Below are 16,077 nucleotides of genomic sequence, written 5' to 3'. Positions count from 1 at the left end.
GCGGGACTCGAGCCGGACATGAAATGCTTCGGAGTGGGGTCGTTGCCGTCCGGGGTTCGCGCTCGACCGGAGCGGCCCTAGAGCAGCGCGTCGATCTCGCTGGCAGGCTGCGGATAGAAGAAATAGTGGCCCTGGGCGAGATCGCATCCGGCATCGCGGAGCCAGTCCAGCTGTGCCTCGGTCTCGATGCCTTCGGCCACCGTGGTCAGGCCGAAATCGGCGGCGAGGGTCACGATCGACCGGATGATCTTGCAGTTTTCCTGGCGCCCCGGCACGGCGGAGACGAACGAGCGGTCGATCTTCAGGCAGTCGAACGTGAGCTCCCGCAGGTGGCTCAGGTTGGCATAGCCGGTGCCGAAGTCGTCGAGGGCGAACCGGACCCCCTCCGCCTTCAGATGGCGGAGCGTGTTCGCCGTCCGCGCCCAGTCGAGCAGCGGCATCCCCTCGGTCACCTCGATTTCCAGCCGGTTGGCCGGAAAGCCGGTGCCGCGCAGCACCGAGAGGATCTTCGAGGCGAGGAACGGGTCGTGGAACTGCTGCGGCGAGACGTTGACCGCCACCTTCAGCCCGACCCAGCGGCGCGCGTCGATGCAGACCCGGCGCAGGATCTGGAAGAACAGGTCGCCGATGAAGCCGCCGGTCTCCGCCGTGCGGATGAACCGGTCGGGCCCGATGGCGCCGTCCGACGGATGGATCCAGCGCGCCAGCGCCTCGACGCCGACGATGTCGCCGGTGGTGATGTTCACGATGGGCTGGTAGTGCGGGATGAGCTTGTCGCGACGAACGGCCTCGCGGACCTGCCCGCTCCAGTCGAGCGGCAGATCGGGGGGAAGCACCTTTGAGGCCTGTGCCTGCGGGTTCTGCCCGTGCAGCGCACTATGCTTCGTCGAAGCCATGTTGCGTCGTCCGCCCTAGTTTTATGTTCTTACGGCAGGAAAGCGCATCCGGATCACGTCCTGGAAGCGAGGCAGCCGATGCCTGCGCGATTCCCGGCGGATCTTTCGAGCTGCTGCCCATCTTTCAGAAAGCCGGATTACCGCCCCCACGGCAAGTCCGGCCGATTACCTATTACCTGTCGTATCGACGGCGCGAACGACGCGTCGACGAGACGAACGGCAAGAAGTCACCCACTCGTCACAGTAGGATACTTCCAGACAACATGGCAACGCAGATGTTGGCCAGCGAAAAGCAGGCTGCCGCGAGAGGTCATCGGCGCAAGGGCCGATCTCGGGCGGGCGGTCACCGAACCGACACGCACGGACGGCCGGCGCCATCAACGGGTCGGCGCCCGAATCCATTCGAGCGCCCACCTGTCACAGGTGTCTTCGAAGGCGGTTCGCCGCGTCGGCGACCCGACGGGTGCACGCTTGATGGCGTGCGGACCGCGATCGTCGGAACGGGAAGTGAAAACAATGACGGAGAGGGGCAAACCCGGTTTCGAAGCGACCCGGGAAACGCTGTGCCCGCCGAGGGCGGGTTGGCTGGGGGACCAGGATTCGAACCTGGACCAACGGAGTCAGAGTCCGTTGTTCTACCGTTAAACTATCCCCCACCGGGAACACCCGCTGGTCCGAAGCACCGCCTCGGACGTTCGCGTCGCACGCCGGATGTAACGAGAGCGCGTTCCTAAAACAAGACCGGCCGGATGGAAACCGCCTGAGGCAAAAAATTTGTTCCGCGGTGTGGATCGATCTCCCTCACGCCTGGCCGGGCCGGTCGCGCGACAGGCCCTTTTGCTCGAGCTCGGCCAGGTAGGCGGCCCAGATCCGCTCGCGATCGGCGGCGAGCGTCTTCAGGTAGCGGTAGGTGAAGATGCCGGTCGAATGGCCGTCGTCGAAGGTCAGGCGCACCGCGTAGTTGCCCACAGGCTCCGCGCCGGAGAGCTTCACGTTGCGCTTGCCGCCGACCGTCTTGCGGTCGGCCTCGCCGTGGCCCTTCACCTCGGCCGAGGGCGATTCGACCCGCAGATACTCCGCCTCGAGTTCGCTCTCGGTGCCGTCGTCCCAGCTGATGGCGAGGACCTGCCGCCCGCTTTTCACGCGGATCTCGCGCGGCCATGGGGTCGTTGCTGTCGTGTCCGTGGTCATGCCTCGTCCATCTCTGCTGTCCCGTGCGCCGACGGCTTCGGGCTGGAGACCGCGCGCGAGCGTACCGTCGCGGGCGGTTCGCCACCGCCTGGGTTTGGAGGTCGCGGACCGCGGCTCAGTCCCGGCCCACGCGTCCATAGGTATGGGTCCCCTTGTCGGCGGCAACCCGGACCGTCATATTCGCTTGTATATGGCGGTGTCGACGGCGATCCGCGGCGCGGGCCCCTGACGGGCCGGGCGACGGGCATGTCCGGGACGCCGCTGAACCGAAATCGAGTGAGGAACGATCCCTGACATGGGCGATCTGAACATCCAGCACCCGACCGGCACGGCCCGCCCGCAGCTCGTCGACCCGTTCGGCCGCGAAATCACCTATCTGCGGATTTCGGTGACCGACCGCTGCGATTTCCGCTGCGTCTACTGCATGGCGGAGAACATGACGTTCCTGCCGAAGCGCGACCTGCTGACGCTCGAGGAACTCGACCGCCTGTGCTCGGCGTTCGTCTCGCGCGGCGTGCGCAAGCTGCGGCTGACCGGTGGCGAGCCGCTGGTCCGGCGCAACGTCCTCGACCTCTTCCGCTCGCTGTCGCGTCATCTCGACGATGGCAGCCTGGAGGAGGTGACGCTCACCACCAACGGTTCCCAGCTGTCGCGCTTCGCCGACGAACTGCGCGCCGCCGGCGTGCGCCGGGTCAACATCTCCCTCGACACGCTTGACCCGGCCCGCTTCAAGGCGATCACCCGCTGGGGCGATCTCGGCAAGGTGATGGACGGGCTGCGCGCGGCGGAGGAAGCCGGCCTGCACGTCAAGATCAACATGGTGGCGCTGCGCGACGTGAACGCCGACGAGATCGAGCCGATGATGCGCTTCTGCCACGAGCGCGGCCACGACCTCACGCTCATCGAGACGATGCCGCTGGGCGACATCGACGGCGACCGCACCGACCAGTTCCTGGCGCTCTCTGAGGTACGCAGGCGGCTGGAAGAGCGTTATACGCTGGAGCCCCTGCCCGACCGCACCGGCGGCCCGGCGCGCTACGTCCGTGTCCGCGAGACCGGTGGGCGCCTCGGCTTCATCACCCCGATGACCCACAATTTCTGCGAATCGTGCAATCGCGTCCGCCTCACCTGCACCGGCACGCTCTACATGTGCCTGGGCCAGGAAGACGCGGCCGATCTGCGCGGCCCGCTCAGGGCGTCGGAGGGCGACGAGCTTCTCCACGCCGAGATCGAGCGCGCCATCGCCCGCAAGCCGAAGGGCCACGATTTCGTGATCGACAGGCGCGGCCAAGCCCCGGCCCTCACCCGCCACATGTCGGTCACCGGCGGCTGACCACCCGCCTCACCGCCTGCTCCCCTCACCGGAACGACCGCGTCGCGCGCAACCCGTGCGGCTGCGTCAGGCACGGGTGGGCCCAGGCGGCCTGACGAACGACGTGCTACCGACAATTGTGCTTGCCTTAGCGGTCGTCGCGCTGCCAAAGCGATAGGATGATCCTTCGCAAGACAGCTTCCCTGAGATCGCGTCCGCCTGTTCTGATGGTGCTGGTTGCGGTGTCGATGCTGCAGCCCGTGGCCATCAACATGTACGTGCCGTCCCTGCCGGGGATGGAACGCGCCCTGTCGACCGACGCGACCAGCATCCAGCTCACCATCACGGTCTATCTGATCGCGACGGCGGTGGGTCAGATCATCATGGGGCCCCTCTCCGACAAGTTCGGGCGCCGTCCGGTCCTCCTGAGCGGGCTGTGCCTGTTCGTGCTCGGCAGCATCGCCTGCGCGGTCGCCACCTCGATCGGCACGCTGCTCTTGGCCCGCGTGCTGCAGGCTTTCGGCGCCTGCGCCGGGCTGTCGCTTGCCCGCGCCATCGTGCGCGACACCTCGGGCTCCCAGGCCTCCGCCGGTCGCATCGGCTACCTCAACATGGGAATGGCCATCGCGCCGGTCTTCGCGCCCGCCATCGGCGGCCTGCTCGACCAGGCCTACGGCTGGCGCGCGAGCTTCAACTTCATGACGGCCATGGGCTGCATCGTGCTCACCTACGCCTTCGTGGCGCTGGGGGAGACGCGCCCGGTCTCCGGCGTCGCGTCGTCGTTCCGCACGTGGCTGGCCAGCAGCGGGCGGCTCCTGAGCCTCCGCACGTTCTGGATCTTCGCAGGAACGCTGATGCTCCTGTCCACGATGTTCTTCGCGCTGATCTCCGGCGCGCCCTACGTCGCCATCAAGATCCTCGGCGTCAGCCCCGGGGCGTTCGGCTTCTATCTGATGCCGATGGTGCTCGGCTACATCTGCGGAAACTTCGTCACCGGCCGGTTCGGCGCCTCCATCGGCATCGGCCGGATGATCACCATCGGAAACACGCTGACGCTGCTCGGTCTGTTCGTCTCCATCGGCCTCTATCTGGCCGGGCTGGTCCATCCGCTGGCGCTGTTCGGACCGATGATCCTGACCGGTGTGGGCAACGGCTTCTCGCTGCCGAACGCCATCGCCGGCGCGGTCAGCGTCGAACCGGACCTGGCCGGCGCCGCCTCGGGCGTCGCCGGGGCGCTCCAGGTGGGCGGCGGCGCCATCGCCACCCTGATGGTCGGGCGGCTATTCGACACCGCGGCGCTGGCCGGCACCCCGTGGCCCATGTTCATCCCGATGATCATCGGCGGCGTGTCCGCCCTGGCGCTCGGCTTCTTCGCCAAAAGCCGGCTGCTCCAGTAGCCGGCCAGCCGGCGGTGCGCGCCGCCGCGCGATCTCAGTCCTCGATGACGATCTTCGGCTGCGGCCGGGCGCCCGCGGCCGCCTGACCGAGACCATCGATCACGCCCGCCGCCACGCGCAGGAAGGCCTGCGCCTGCGGGCTGTCGGGCTCGGCGACGACGATCGGCGTGCCGCCATCGGAATGCTCGCGGATCGACATGTGCAGGGGGATCTCACCCAGGAAGCGCACGCCAACGCGCTCCGCCTCGTGGCGCGCCCCGCCGGTGCCGAAGATGTCGGACCGCTCGCCGCAGTGCGGGCAGACGAAATGGCTCATGTTCTCCACGATGCCGAGGATCGGCACGTCCACCTTCTGGAACATGGCGAGCCCCTTGCGGGCATCGATCAGCGCCAAGTCCTGGGGCGTCGACACGATCACCGCTCCCGCCAGCGGCACGTTCTGGGCGAGCGTCAGCTGGGTGTCGCCGGTGCCGGGGGGCATGTCGACGATCAGCACGTCGAGCGCGCCCCATTCCACGTCGCGCAGCATCTGGGTGAGCGCCGAGACGACCATCGGGCCGCGCCAGATCATCGGCGCTTCCGGATCCACCAGGAAGCCGATGGACATCACCTTCACGCCGTGGGTCTCCAGCGGCTTCAGCTTGTTGCCGCCGACGGTCTCCGGCTTCTGGGTCAGTCCCAGCAGGCGCGGCATCGACGGCCCGTAGATGTCGGCGTCGAGGATGCCAACCGACATCCCCTGGGCGGAAAGCGCGAAGGCGAGGTTCGCCGCCGTGGTCGACTTGCCCACCCCCCCCTTGCCGGATGCGACCGCGACCACCGACCTGATGCCGGGAAGCGCGCCCGAGCGGGCAGTCTGGGGCGCAGCGGCCTTCGGACCACCCATGGTCGGCGCGGGGCGGCCGGGTGCCGGAGCCGGAGCGGCGGCCTGCCCCTGCCCCGCGGCCTTCTCGGCCGTAAGCGCGACCATCACCCGCTCCACGCCGGGCATCGCCCGCACGACCTCCTCCGCGCGCTTGCGCATCGGCTCCAGCGTGTGGGCCCGGTCGGCCGGTACGGTGATGGAAAAGGCCACCCGCCCATCCGACACGTAGATATCCGAGACGAGGTTCAGCGAAACGAGATCGCCCTGTCCGTCCGGGCCCGGTACGTGGGTGAGCTGCTCGCGCACCATCTCCTTCGTCGGCGTTGCCATTGTCGATGTCCTGATCTTGTCTGTGGCGTGGGTGCCGGTCTCGCCTGTCCGGGACACCCTTAGAGCATTTCCCGGCCGGATCGAACTGGTCTAAACAGGGCGCGCGGCCCCAAGCCATTGAAACTGATTATTCTTCGTGTGGCGCCTTGTTCCGCCCTGCCTGGAGACGTCAGTGGATGCGGCGGCCGCGGTCAATCCCAGCGGGTGGGGCATGGTGTCCCGGAACACGAATTGGATCCCCATGTCCCGATCCGACCGAAGCGCAATCCCGGCCGTCGTTCTCTGCGGAGGACGTGGGAGCCGGATTGGCGGAGACAAGGCCTTCCGGACGCTTTCCGGCCGCCCGCTGCTGGCCGTCGTGCTGGACCGGCTGACGCCTCAGGTCGGAGCGATCGCCATCAACGCGCCCGACGGCGACCGGCGGCTGTCGCGATTCCGGCTGCCGATCATCCCCGACAGCCGAATCGGCTGGCCCGGTCCGCTGGCCGGCATCGCCGCAGGTCTCGCCTGGGCGCGCGGACAGGGCGCCGCCCACGTCATCGTCGTGCCCGTCGACGTCCCCTTCCTGCCGGCGGATTTCACCGCCCGCCTCTCAGCCGAGCCCGATGCCCGGATCGCGGTGGCAAGCTCCGGCGACCGCGTGCATCCGGTGGCCGGCCGCTTTTCGGTCGAATTGCTGGAGGATGCGGCCGCCTTTCTTTCCGGCGAAGGCCCCCGCTCGATGATGGCCTGGATCGACCGCCACAAGGCGCGGATGGTGCCGTTCGGCCCCCAGTCCGTCGGCGGAAACCGCGTCGATCCGTTCTTCAACGTCAACACGCCGGAAGACCTCGCCGAAGCCGAGCGAATCATCGGCCCGCCCGCCGAAGGCTAATCGGAGCCTCACCGCGGCGCGCCGGCGGTCTCCGCCCGGATCCAGTCGAGAAACGGCCCCGAGCCGCCGCTGACGGGGACCGCCACCACGGCCGGCGTCTCGTAGGGATGCTCGGCGACGATGGCCGCGGTCACCGCCTCCACGAGGTCGGCTCGGGTCTTGGCGATCATCGACACCTCGCCGTCCTGCTCGATGCCGCCCTTCCACCGGTAGATGGAGATCATGCCAGGCAGGATGTTCACGCAGGCGACCAGCTCCTGGCGCACCAGCGAGGCGCCGATCGCCTCGGCGACGCCGATGTCCGGACAGGTCGCGTAGATCAGGGTGAGATCGCCGTCGCGCATGGCCGCATTCCCTCCGGGTTGTGGTGACGCCGGCATGGAAACCGGAACGGGCCGCGATTCCAACCCCCGGCACGGCCGGTGTCGCGGGGTGTGGCCCCCATGCACTGCCGTTGGCAGGCCGGATGGGGCATGCTAGATCAGTCACCCGCATCGCAGCGCTTGCTGCGGGGTGGAAAAGCTTCGATCTTTCAATCTGCTAGCGTGATCCTTTGAAACCACGCCGATGATCAGGTCGCCCATGCGGCCGGCGGCGCGCGGCCGGACCCAGCCCATGATCCCTTCCGCCCAGACCGCGATCGCGTTCGTCGCGAGCCCGTCCGACGAGGCCGAGGGGGCGCGCGACGAACTCGTTCGGCTGTACGGCGACATCGCGCCCGAAGAAGCCGACGTCATCGTCGCGCTCGGCGGCGACGGGCTGATGCTGGCGACGCTGCACCGCTTCATGAACACCGGCAAGCCGATCTACGGCATGAACCGGGGCTCGGTCGGCTTCCTGATGAACGAGTACGGCGTCGACGACCTGCCCGCGCGCATCGACCGGGCCGTCACCACCGCCATCCGGCCGCTGCTGATGACCGTCACCGACGCCCACGGCAGCGAGCACACGGCCCGCGCCATCAACGAGGTGTCGCTGCTGCGCCAGACGCACCAGGCCGCCAAGCTGAAGATCTCCATCGACAAGCGCGTGCGCCTGGACGAACTGATCTGCGACGGCGTGCTGGTCTCCACGCCGGCCGGCTCGACCGCCTACAACCTTTCGGCCCACGGCCCGATCCTGCCGATCTACGCGCCGCTGCTGGCGCTGACGCCGATCAGCGCGTTCCGGCCGCGCAACTGGCGTGGCGCGCTGCTGCCGAACCACGTCACCGTCCGCATCGACGTCTGCGACCACGCCAAGCGGCCGGTCGCGGCGGCCGCGGACCACGTCGAGATCCGCTCGGTCGTGCGGGTCGATGTGGCCGAGGACAAGCACTCGCGCAGCCTCGTGATGTTCGATCCGGACCACAGCTGGGACGAGCGGATCCTGACCGAGCAGTTCCGCTACTGACCGGCCGCCAGGGGGGACGACCGCCATGCGCTCCTGGTTGTTCGTACCCGGCGACAGCGAGCGGAAACTCGCGCGGGCGCTGATCGCCGGCGCCGACGCGCTGATCCTCGACCTGGAGGATTCGGTCGCCCCCGAGGCCAAGGACGCTGCGCGCGCGCGCGTCTGCGCGTTCCTGGACTCCAACTGCGCGAATTTGCGCGATTCGTGCGTTTTCGTGCGCGTTCGCGACCTGCGCGCGGACGGTGCGCGCGCGGATCTGGAGGCGGTGATGCGCGCGGCGCCCGACGGCATCGTCCTGCCGAAATCCGTCGACGGCCGCGACGTCGCCCGCCTCGATGCGATGCTCACCGTCTGCGAGGCCGAGCACGGCCTGCCGGACCTCGCCACCCGGATCGTCGCCATCGCCACCGAGAGCGCCGAGGCGCTGTTCGGGCTGGCGAGCTACCGGGGCGCCAGCCGGCGGCTGGCGGGCCTCGCCTGGGGCGGCGAGGACCTGTCGGCCGATCTCGGCTCGACGGCGACCCGCGACGCCGACGGCGCCCTCACCGATCCCTTCCGGATGGCCCGCTCGCTCTGCCTGGCGGGCGCGGTGGCGGCCGGGGTGCAGCCGATCGACACGGTCTTCACGGATTTCCGGGATCTTGATGGCCTCAGGCGGGAGGCGGAGATGGCCGCCCGGGACGGGTTCACCGGCAAGCTGGCGATCCACCCGGACCAGGTGCCGGTGATCAACGCCGCCTTCACGCCGTCCGACGCGGCGGTCGCCGAGGCGCGGCGGGTGGTGGAGGCGTTTGCCGCCGCGCCCGGCGCCGGCGTGGTCTCGCTGGACGGCCGGATGGTGGACCGGCCGCATCTCATCCGGGCAAGGCGGCTTCTGGAGCGGGCACGCCGCGCGGGGCTCGCGATCGACTAGGGCCCGATCTCCGGTCAGGCGCAAACGCCTGACCGCGATGTGATGGCATCGGCCGGCCCTGCGCCGGGCGTCAGCCCTTGGGCTTCCAGTGGTGCATGATGCCCTGCAGCGCCGGCCGCGGCCGGTCGATGGGGGCGCCGTCGGCGCGGCCGATGTGGATGAACCCGGCCACCTGCTCGGTCGTCTCCAGCCCGAGCAGCTTCAGCGCCTCGGGGTCGTAGGCGTACCATTCGGAAATCCACTGGGCGGCGAAGCCGTGGCCGTAGGCGGCGTGCACGAGGTTCATGCAGGCGGCGCCGGCCGACAGGATCTGCTCCCATTCCGGAATCTTCGGATGCGAGCCGGCGCAGCTGATCACGGCGACCACCAGCGGCGCGCGGTCGAAGCGGCGGCGCTCCAGTTCGAGCCGGTCCTCGCCCGCCTCCGGATCGCGGGCCTTCACCAGATCGGCCAGGAGCTCGCCGAATCGGGTGCGCGAATCGCCCTCGAAGACGATGAACCGCCAGGGCGCGAGCTTGCCGTGATCGGGAACGCGGGCGGCGATGGTGAGAATGTCGTGCAGCGTCGCCTCGTCCGGCCCGGGACCGGCCAGGCTGGCGGCGGGCACGGAACGACGGGTGCGCAGATGCTCGAGAAGATCCGTCATCGACTGCAAAATCCCTTGGAAATCGAAAGTAAGAGAGCGAGCCCCTTGGGCCGCGAAGGGGGCGAATGCGGGGCGAGAAAGCCTTGTGGCCACGATATCGACATCGTATTCAGCATCTAAAGGTATCCGGACGACGCGAAAAGGACCGGCGGCGCGAGCCGCGGACGGTCGTGACCAGCGAAGAGGATCAGGCGGGATGACGTTGACGGCGACCGGACGACTGATGGCGGTCGCGTCCCTGCTCATGGCGCTGGCCGCCCCGGCGATCGCGGCGGACGTGCCCGTGCCGCGCGCCAAGCCCGATCCGAACGCCGTCTCCGATCGCCAGATCCCGGACTTCTCCACCGTCTCGAATTTTCCGATCCTCAACAGCCCGGCGTTCACCTCGACGCTCTCCAATTACGCGTCTCCGTCGGAGATCGACACCGGCACGCCGTCGGACGTCGAGACCGCGCTCTACCTGGTCGCCAAGCTGACCGAGGACGGCCGGCCGCTCGACGCGGGCGTGCACTGGCGCGTGTTCGCGGTGATCCCCGAGCAGGACGGACGTCTGCCGCTGGTCGCCGAGCGCGAGGGCGGCGACGCGGAGTTCCGGCTCAAGCCGGGCCGCTATCTGGTGCACGCCTCGTTCGGACGGGCGACGTCCGCCAAGCGCATCGATCTCTTCCGCGACGTCCAGACGGAATCGTTCGTGCTGAACGCCGGCGGGCTGAAGCTCAACGCGGTCATCGGCGCCAACGACCAGGTGCCCAAGGAACCGCTGTCGTTCTCCATCTACGAATCCAACGACGGCTTCCCCGACGGCCGGCGGCTGATCGCCGACGCCTCGCCCAACGAGGTGGTGCCGCTGCCGGTGGGCACCTATCACGTGGTCAGCCACTACGGCTCGGTGAACGCCGTGCGGCGGGCCGACCTGGAGGTGAAGCCCGGCAAGGTGGTCGAGGCGACCATGCGCCACCGGGCGGCCACCGTGACGCTGAAGCTCGTCGGCGAAGCCGGCGGCGAGGCGCTGGCCGACACGGCGTGGACCGTCTACACGCCCGGCGGCGACATCGTGGTGGAAAGCGTCGGCGCCTTCCCGACCTTCGTGCTCGCCGACGGCGACTACTCGGTCGTGGCGAAGAACCGCGACCAGATCTACAGCCGGAACTTCAAGGTCGATGCGGGCGAGGACCGCGAGGTCGAGGTCGTCGCCAAGAACGCGGTCAACTAGCGCGCCCCGCGTCCCACTCGACGCGACCTGGCCGAACGAGCCGCCTCAAGCCCGTGATGCCGTAGATGGTCCGCACGCACAGGGCGGACGACGGACGCGCCTGCTTCGCTCAGCCGTTCCTGAGCTTCGCCACGTGAAGGGCGAGTTTCCCCAGCGTCTGCCCTCCGTACTCCACCGCGCCGAAGCCGATCGCCCATTCGCGCCGCTCCCGCGACGGATGCATCTGACGGAGCGTCAGAACGGTCTTGCCGTCGCTCTGCTCGTCGAAGGTGACGAGCATCCGGAAACGACCGGGGTCGTTGTCCTCATCGGAGCCATGCTCGACCTCGATGAGCGCGGGAGCCTCCATGCGGAGGAACACCATTCGGTTGGTGTACCGGGTGCCGTCCGCGGCGACCATGTCGAACCGCCAGACCCCGCCCGGTCGGAGGTCGATCTCCCGGGTTTCGATCGTCATGCCTTCGGGTCCGAACCACGCGCCGATCTGGTCCGGATCGGCCCAGGCCGCGTAGACGACGCTCCGGGGGGCATCGATCACACGGGCGAGGACGATTTCGCGGTCGAGAGGCCAGTCTCGCCAGGGGGAGCCGGAGGCGTTGGTCGGGTCATTCATGGTCCGGTTTCTTTCTCGTCATGCGCGCGATGTGGGCTTCCATGCGGTCGAGGCGGTCCTCCCAGGCAGAAACATGCTGGTGGATCCACGCCTCGGTCGCCCGCAGGGCGTGCGGCTCGATCCGGCAGGTGCGCACGCGCCCGGTCTTTTCAGAGGTGATCAGCCCGCTCTCCTCGAGCACACGCACGTGCTTGAGGAGCGACGGAAGCGCCAGCTCGAACGGCTCGGAAAGCTCGCTGACGGATTTCGGGCCATCGCACAAACGGCTGACGATCGCCCGCCTCGTCGGATCCCCGAGCGCGGAAAAAGCCCTGTCCAGATCAGTTGAAAACTTAGCCATATGGGAAGGTATCAGCGTCGGCATCGCGCGGGTCAAGGAAAACTTTCACGACTGGCTAAGTTTCAGATCCGGGGCGAACGTCCGCGCGCCGTCTGACGGTCGCGACGGCATCCGCCGATGCGCTCCGCTTCTGGCCCTTGCGGCCGGCGCTATTGCGGCTTGATCCGGTAGTGGTAGCGATAGGCCTCGGAGAAGCCCAGGCGGTCGTAGAGGCGCAGCGCGCCCTCGTTGGCCACCGCGACCTGCAGATAGGCGCTCGTGGCACCGAGGCCCCTGCCCCAGGCCAGCAGCGCCGTGATGAGGGCGCGGCCGAGCCCTCGCCGCCGGGCGCCTTCGGAGATCACCAGGTCGAACAGGCCCACGGCGCCCCGCTCGTGCACCGCGAGCCCGTAGCCGACGGGGCGGCCGTCCAGGAGCACCGTCGCGAAGCCCGCCGGCACGGCAATCGCCCGGACGATGGCCGCGTGGGCGGACGCGCTCGACGCCGAAAGCCCGGCCAGACCCGCGAAGCCCTCCATCCAGTCGTCGGACGGATGCGCAACGACCCGCACGGAGCAGGCCTCAGGCAGATCACAGACCGCATGGCCGGTGACCGGAGCCGTCAGAACCACCGTCGGGCTGGCGAACGCATAGCCGGCCTCGTGGAGCACCGCGTCGGCCTCCGGCGGCGCCAGCGGCGAGAGGCGGAAGACCGGCTGAAGGCCGCATGCCGGATAGAGCGTCTCCGCCGTCTCCAGCACCCCGGCAAAGGGCGGGTGCGCCACGCAGGCGTTCACCGAATTGGCGCGGTTGGTGTAGCCGTCGCCGAGGCGGTAGAGCCAGCCGTCGGCCATCACGGTCCGCCGCGACGGCCATGCATTGAAAGCCCGCTCCTCGAGCGCCTGGATGTCGGTGAGACTGATCATCCAATCGATCTATCCCGCGGCGCGGTCGGGCCGCAACGCCGTTGCGGACCCTCAGAACGCAGAAAGGCCGCGCCCCTCGCGAGGCGCGGCCTTTCCCGGATTACAGGTCGGCTGCTGATCAGGCGGCTTCGACAGCCGCCAGCGCCCGCTTCAGGTCCGGCGGGGTCGCCTCGGCCACCAGGCTGGTCACCGCCTCCTCGAGGCTCATGGAGGTCTGGTCGCGCGAGCCGAGGCGGCGGACGTTGACCGTGCCGCCCTCGGCCTCGCGCTGGCCCACCACGATGATGACCGGCACCTTGGCGTGGCTGTGCTCGCGGACCTTGTAGTTGATCTTCTCGTTGCGCAGGTCGGCGTTCACCTGCAGGCCGGCCGCCTTCAGCTTGCGCGTGACCTCGTTGGCATAGGCATCGGCATCGGAGGTGATGGTGGCGACCACCACCTGCACCGGTGCCAGCCACAGCGGCATGTGGCCGGAGTAGTTCTCGATCAGGATGCCGAGGAAGCGCTCCATCGAGCCGCAGATGGCGCGGTGGATCATCACCGGCTGGGTCTTCTCCGAGTTGCTGTCGATGTAGAAGGCCCCGAAGCGCTCCGGCAGGTTGAAGTCCACCTGGGTGGTGCCGCACTGCCACTCGCGGCCGATGGCGTCGCGTAGCGTGTACTCGAACTTCGGACCGTAGAAGGCGCCCTCGCCCGGCAGGATGCCGGTCTTGATGCGCCCGCCGGACTGGGCCTCGATCTGCTCCAGCACCCGCGCCATGATCTCCTCGGCGTGGTCCCAGTTCTCGTCGGAGCCGACGCGCTTTTCCGGCCGGGTCGACAGCTTCACCGTGATCTCGTCGAAGCCGAAGTCGGCGTAGGTCGACAGGATCAGGTCGTTGATCCGGAGACACTCGGCGGCGAGCTGCTCCTCGGTGCAGAAAACGTGGGCATCGTCCTGGGTGAAGCCGCGCACGCGCATCAGCCCGTGCAGCCCGCCCGAGGGCTCGTAGCGGTGCACGGTGCCGAACTCGGCGTAGCGGATCGGCAGGTCGCGGTAGCTCTTCAGGCCGTGCTTGAAGATCTGCACGTGGCCCGGACAGTTCATCGGCTTGATCGCGAACACGCGATGGTCGGCCTCTTCCTCGTCCGGGTGGGTGAAGGCGTAGGCCGACTTCACCGCGAACATGTTCTCCTGGTACCAGCCCCAGTGTCCCGAGGTCTCCCAGAGCGCCTTGTCGAGGATCTGCGGCGCGTTGACCTCGTCGTAGGTCCCCTCCAGGCGGCGGCGCATGTAGGAGACCACCGACTGGAACATGCGCCAGCCCTTGGCGTGCCAGAACACGACGCCGGGCCCCTCCTCCTGGAAATGGAACAGGTCCATCTCCCGGCCGAGGCGCCGGTGGTCACGCTTCTCCGCCTCCTCCAGCATGTGGAGATAGTCGGCGAGCTGCTGCTTGGAGGCCCACGCGGTGCCGTAGATGCGCGTCAGCATCGGGTTGTTGGAATCGCCGCGCCAGTAGGCGCCGGCCACCTTCATCAGCTTGAAGGCCTCGCCGACCTTGCCCGTCGACGGCATGTGCGGGCCGCGGCAGAGGTCGAACCAGTCGCCCTGTTTGTAGATCTTGACGTCCTGGTCTTCCGGGATCGCGTCGACGAGCTCGACCTTGTAGGCCTCGCCCTTCTCCGAGAAGACGCGCTTCGCCTCGTCGCGGCTCCACACTTCCTTGGTGAAGGCGGCGTCGCGGGCGATGATCTGGCGCATCTTCGCCTCGATGCCCTCCAGGTCGTCCGGCGTGAACGGCTCGTTGCGCGCGAAATCGTAATAGAAGCCGTTCTCGATCACCGGGCCGATGGTCACCTGGGTCCCGGGATAGAGCTCCTGCACCGCCTCGGCCATGACGTGCGCCGCGTCATGCCGGATGAGCTCCAGCGCGCGGTCGTCGTCACGGGTGACGATCTCGATCGCCGCATTGGCCCGGATCGGCTCGGAAAGGTCGGCGAGCTCGCCGTCGAGCGTGACGGCCACGGCCTTCTTGGAGAGCGACTTGGAGATCGAGGCGGCGACATCGAAGCCGGTCGTACCGTCCTCGAACGCGCGCACGGATCCATCGGGGAATGTCAGGTCGACCATAATGTTCTCCTTGCTCACTCACTGCCAACGATCGCAGGTAAGCTTGTTGGTTCAGGCGTTGGTCGCGCAGCCGGTCCCGGCGGGGATCGGCGGCGGCGACAGTCGGACGTCGAGCTTTTGGCGCCGCAGGGCCGCCCGGTCAACCTCGACGATCGGCCTTGCGCGAGCCTGCGGCAGATCGGCTCAGCGGTCGAGGCGGGTGTTCGGATCGATGTGGCGGCCGGTCCAGCGGCCGTAGGCCCAGGGCCGGTACCAGCGGCCGCCCGAATGCGCCGCGCGGTCCGGAACCGGATCGAATCCCGAGGCGCCGAACGGCTGGCAGCGGGCCATCCGCGCGAGCGTCATCCAGCCTCCCGCCCAGAAGCCGTAGCGGGCGATCGCCTCGTCGGCATACTGGGAGCACGTCGGCAGATAGCGGCAATGGCGACCCACGAACGGCGACAGCGTCAGCTGGTAGAGGCGGATCGCGCCGCGTCCGAGGAGGACGCCAGGGCCGCGGCGACGGCCGTGCGATGCGGGTGCAGACGCATGGTGGTGGCCGCAGCCGGCATGGTCGTGCACCGCGACCGGTTGGGCTGTCGGCGGCGCCGGATCGGCGGACATCGGCGTCCCCCTCAGGCGCTCGCGGCCTCTTCGGCGCGCGCCTCGATCTGGTCGAGCGCGTCGACCACCGCATCGAAGGTCAGCAGCGTCGAGGCGTGGCGCGCCTTGTGGGCGCGCACCGGCTCCAGGTAGCGCACGTCGGCCCAGCGGCCCTCCGGCGGCGGGCCGTTTTCCTTCAGCATCTTGCGGACGGTCTCGCGCACGGTGCGCAGCTCCTCCGGCGTCGAGCCGACGACGGTGCGGGCCATGATCGACGACGACGCCTGGCCCAGCGCGCAGGCCTTCACGTCGTGGGCGAAGTCGCTGACCACGCCGTCCTTCAGCTTGAGGTCGACGGTGACGGTCGATCCGCACAGGCGGGAATGGGCGGTGGCGGTGGCGTCGGGATGATCGAGACGGCCGAGGCGCGGGATGTTGCCGGCGAAGTCGAGGATCCTGGCGTTGTAGAGGTCGTCGAGCATGGCGGTGTCCATG

At 68.8% G+C, this 16,077-nt stretch carries 17 protein-coding genes and 1 tRNA gene; 6 read left to right on the top strand and 12 right to left on the bottom strand.

What is annotated here, in order from left to right:
- Positions 1 to 77: 77 nt before the first annotated feature.
- The 3 genes from AB7M35_RS01495 to AB7M35_RS01485 all read right to left on the bottom strand — a co-directional run bounded on the left by AB7M35_RS01495 (position 78) and on the right by AB7M35_RS01485 (position 2,087).
- Complete coding sequence (locus AB7M35_RS01495; RefSeq protein WP_453956656.1) at positions 78 to 896, bottom strand: putative bifunctional diguanylate cyclase/phosphodiesterase; 819 nt, start codon at positions 894 to 896, stop codon at positions 78 to 80.
- Positions 897 to 1,478: 582 nt separating this feature from the next.
- Positions 1,479 to 1,552 (bottom strand) — tRNA-Gln (locus tag AB7M35_RS01490).
- A gap of 145 nt (positions 1,553 to 1,697) precedes the next feature.
- The gene (locus AB7M35_RS01485) at positions 1,698 to 2,087 is read right to left on the bottom strand and encodes a gamma-butyrobetaine hydroxylase-like domain-containing protein (protein ID WP_453956655.1); all 390 of its coding nucleotides are present in this window, start codon (positions 2,085 to 2,087) and stop codon (positions 1,698 to 1,700) included.
- Positions 2,088 to 2,382: 295 nt separating this feature from the next.
- Here AB7M35_RS01485 and moaA point away from each other — a divergent pair, with 295 nt between their 5' ends.
- Entirely contained in the window at positions 2,383 to 3,420 is a 1,038-nt protein-coding gene (gene moaA, locus AB7M35_RS01480; protein ID WP_453956654.1) for a GTP 3',8-cyclase MoaA, read from the top strand.
- Positions 3,421 to 3,578: 158 nt separating this feature from the next.
- A complete protein-coding gene (locus AB7M35_RS01475) occupies positions 3,579 to 4,796 on the top strand; it encodes a multidrug effflux MFS transporter (RefSeq protein ID WP_453956652.1) in 1,218 nt (405 codons plus the stop codon).
- Positions 4,797 to 4,830: 34 nt separating this feature from the next.
- Here the strand turns inward: AB7M35_RS01475 and apbC are convergent, their stop codons facing one another.
- The gene (apbC, locus tag AB7M35_RS01470; RefSeq protein WP_453956650.1) at positions 4,831 to 5,991 is read right to left on the bottom strand and encodes an iron-sulfur cluster carrier protein ApbC; all 1,161 of its coding nucleotides are present in this window, start codon (positions 5,989 to 5,991) and stop codon (positions 4,831 to 4,833) included.
- Positions 5,992 to 6,232: 241 nt separating this feature from the next.
- Here apbC and mobA point away from each other — a divergent pair, with 241 nt between their 5' ends.
- Positions 6,233 to 6,865, top strand: a complete 633-nt coding sequence (gene mobA / locus AB7M35_RS01465) for a molybdenum cofactor guanylyltransferase MobA (RefSeq protein WP_453956648.1) — start codon at positions 6,233 to 6,235, stop codon at positions 6,863 to 6,865.
- Between the two features lie 8 nt (positions 6,866 to 6,873).
- On the opposite strand, the gene cutA is transcribed toward mobA, so the two are convergent.
- Entirely contained in the window at positions 6,874 to 7,209 is a 336-nt protein-coding gene (gene cutA, locus AB7M35_RS01460; protein WP_453956646.1) for a divalent-cation tolerance protein CutA, read from the bottom strand.
- Between the two features lie 271 nt (positions 7,210 to 7,480).
- Between cutA and AB7M35_RS01455 the strand changes: the two genes are divergently transcribed.
- Complete coding sequence (locus AB7M35_RS01455) at positions 7,481 to 8,257, top strand: NAD kinase (RefSeq protein WP_453956645.1); 777 nt, start codon at positions 7,481 to 7,483, stop codon at positions 8,255 to 8,257.
- A gap of 25 nt (positions 8,258 to 8,282) precedes the next feature.
- The gene (locus tag AB7M35_RS01450; protein WP_453956643.1) at positions 8,283 to 9,170 is read left to right on the top strand and encodes an HpcH/HpaI aldolase/citrate lyase family protein; all 888 of its coding nucleotides are present in this window, start codon (positions 8,283 to 8,285) and stop codon (positions 9,168 to 9,170) included.
- 70 nt (positions 9,171 to 9,240) lie between these two features.
- Here AB7M35_RS01450 and AB7M35_RS01445 read toward each other — a convergent pair whose 3' ends face one another.
- On the bottom strand, positions 9,241 to 9,816 hold the full coding sequence (locus AB7M35_RS01445; RefSeq protein WP_453956642.1) for a nitroreductase family protein: 576 nt from the start codon (positions 9,814 to 9,816) through the stop codon (positions 9,241 to 9,243).
- Between the two features lie 196 nt (positions 9,817 to 10,012).
- Here AB7M35_RS01445 and AB7M35_RS01440 point away from each other — a divergent pair, with 196 nt between their 5' ends.
- The gene (locus tag AB7M35_RS01440) at positions 10,013 to 11,029 is read left to right on the top strand and encodes a hypothetical protein (protein WP_453956640.1); all 1,017 of its coding nucleotides are present in this window, start codon (positions 10,013 to 10,015) and stop codon (positions 11,027 to 11,029) included.
- A gap of 109 nt (positions 11,030 to 11,138) precedes the next feature.
- Here the strand turns inward: AB7M35_RS01440 and AB7M35_RS01435 are convergent, their stop codons facing one another.
- The 6 genes from AB7M35_RS01435 to AB7M35_RS01410 all read right to left on the bottom strand — a co-directional run bounded on the left by AB7M35_RS01435 (position 11,139) and on the right by AB7M35_RS01410 (position 16,064).
- The gene (locus AB7M35_RS01435; RefSeq protein ID WP_453956638.1) at positions 11,139 to 11,642 is read right to left on the bottom strand and encodes an SRPBCC family protein; all 504 of its coding nucleotides are present in this window, start codon (positions 11,640 to 11,642) and stop codon (positions 11,139 to 11,141) included.
- Positions 11,635 to 12,018: an ArsR/SmtB family transcription factor gene (locus AB7M35_RS01430; protein ID WP_453956636.1), complete on the bottom strand. Its 384-nt coding sequence runs from the start codon at positions 12,016 to 12,018 to the stop codon at positions 11,635 to 11,637. The genes AB7M35_RS01435 and AB7M35_RS01430 overlap by 8 nt, the downstream gene beginning before the upstream one ends.
- 113 nt (positions 12,019 to 12,131) lie before the next feature.
- Complete coding sequence (locus tag AB7M35_RS01425; protein WP_453956634.1) at positions 12,132 to 12,887, bottom strand: GNAT family N-acetyltransferase; 756 nt, start codon at positions 12,885 to 12,887, stop codon at positions 12,132 to 12,134.
- A 118-nt stretch (positions 12,888 to 13,005) separates the two neighbouring features.
- Entirely contained in the window at positions 13,006 to 15,000 is a 1,995-nt protein-coding gene (thrS, locus tag AB7M35_RS01420) for a threonine--tRNA ligase (RefSeq protein ID WP_453956632.1), read from the bottom strand.
- Between the two features lie 183 nt (positions 15,001 to 15,183).
- Positions 15,184 to 15,603, bottom strand: a complete 420-nt coding sequence (yidD, locus tag AB7M35_RS01415) for a membrane protein insertion efficiency factor YidD (protein WP_453956630.1) — start codon at positions 15,601 to 15,603, stop codon at positions 15,184 to 15,186.
- Positions 15,604 to 15,614: 11 nt separating this feature from the next.
- The gene (locus tag AB7M35_RS01410; RefSeq protein ID WP_453956628.1) at positions 15,615 to 16,064 is read right to left on the bottom strand and encodes an iron-sulfur cluster assembly scaffold protein; all 450 of its coding nucleotides are present in this window, start codon (positions 16,062 to 16,064) and stop codon (positions 15,615 to 15,617) included.
- Between the last annotated feature and the right edge of the window lie 13 nt (positions 16,065 to 16,077).

The sequence above is a fragment of the Amorphus suaedae genome (assembly GCF_053629675.1).
This window is presented reverse-complemented; position numbering and strand designations above follow the sequence as displayed.

Excerpts from the sequence above, each read along its gene's own strand:
- AB7M35_RS01455 (WP_453956645.1), top strand. The coding sequence starts at position 7,481 with ATGATCCCTTCCGCCCAGACCGCGATCGCGTTCGTCGCGAGCCCGTCC.
- yidD (WP_453956630.1), bottom strand. The coding sequence starts at position 15,603 with ATGTCCGCCGATCCGGCGCCGCCGACAGCCCAACCGGTCGCGGTGCAC.
- AB7M35_RS01495 (WP_453956656.1), bottom strand. The coding sequence starts at position 896 with ATGGCTTCGACGAAGCATAGTGCGCTGCACGGGCAGAACCCGCAGGCA.
- AB7M35_RS01445 (WP_453956642.1), bottom strand. The coding sequence starts at position 9,816 with ATGACGGATCTTCTCGAGCATCTGCGCACCCGTCGTTCCGTGCCCGCC.
- AB7M35_RS01410 (WP_453956628.1), bottom strand. The coding sequence starts at position 16,064 with ATGCTCGACGACCTCTACAACGCCAGGATCCTCGACTTCGCCGGCAAC.
- AB7M35_RS01425 (WP_453956634.1), bottom strand. The coding sequence starts at position 12,887 with ATGATCAGTCTCACCGACATCCAGGCGCTCGAGGAGCGGGCTTTCAAT.
- AB7M35_RS01440 (WP_453956640.1), top strand. The coding sequence starts at position 10,013 with ATGACGTTGACGGCGACCGGACGACTGATGGCGGTCGCGTCCCTGCTC.
- AB7M35_RS01485 (WP_453956655.1), bottom strand. The coding sequence starts at position 2,087 with ATGACCACGGACACGACAGCAACGACCCCATGGCCGCGCGAGATCCGC.
- thrS (WP_453956632.1), bottom strand. The coding sequence starts at position 15,000 with ATGGTCGACCTGACATTCCCCGATGGATCCGTGCGCGCGTTCGAGGAC.
- AB7M35_RS01450 (WP_453956643.1), top strand. The coding sequence starts at position 8,283 with ATGCGCTCCTGGTTGTTCGTACCCGGCGACAGCGAGCGGAAACTCGCG.
- cutA (WP_453956646.1), bottom strand. The coding sequence starts at position 7,209 with ATGCGCGACGGCGATCTCACCCTGATCTACGCGACCTGTCCGGACATC.
- AB7M35_RS01475 (WP_453956652.1), top strand. The coding sequence starts at position 3,579 with ATGATCCTTCGCAAGACAGCTTCCCTGAGATCGCGTCCGCCTGTTCTG.
- moaA (WP_453956654.1), top strand. The coding sequence starts at position 2,383 with ATGGGCGATCTGAACATCCAGCACCCGACCGGCACGGCCCGCCCGCAG.
- apbC (WP_453956650.1), bottom strand. The coding sequence starts at position 5,991 with ATGGCAACGCCGACGAAGGAGATGGTGCGCGAGCAGCTCACCCACGTA.
- mobA (WP_453956648.1), top strand. The coding sequence starts at position 6,233 with ATGTCCCGATCCGACCGAAGCGCAATCCCGGCCGTCGTTCTCTGCGGA.
- AB7M35_RS01435 (WP_453956638.1), bottom strand. The coding sequence starts at position 11,642 with ATGAATGACCCGACCAACGCCTCCGGCTCCCCCTGGCGAGACTGGCCT.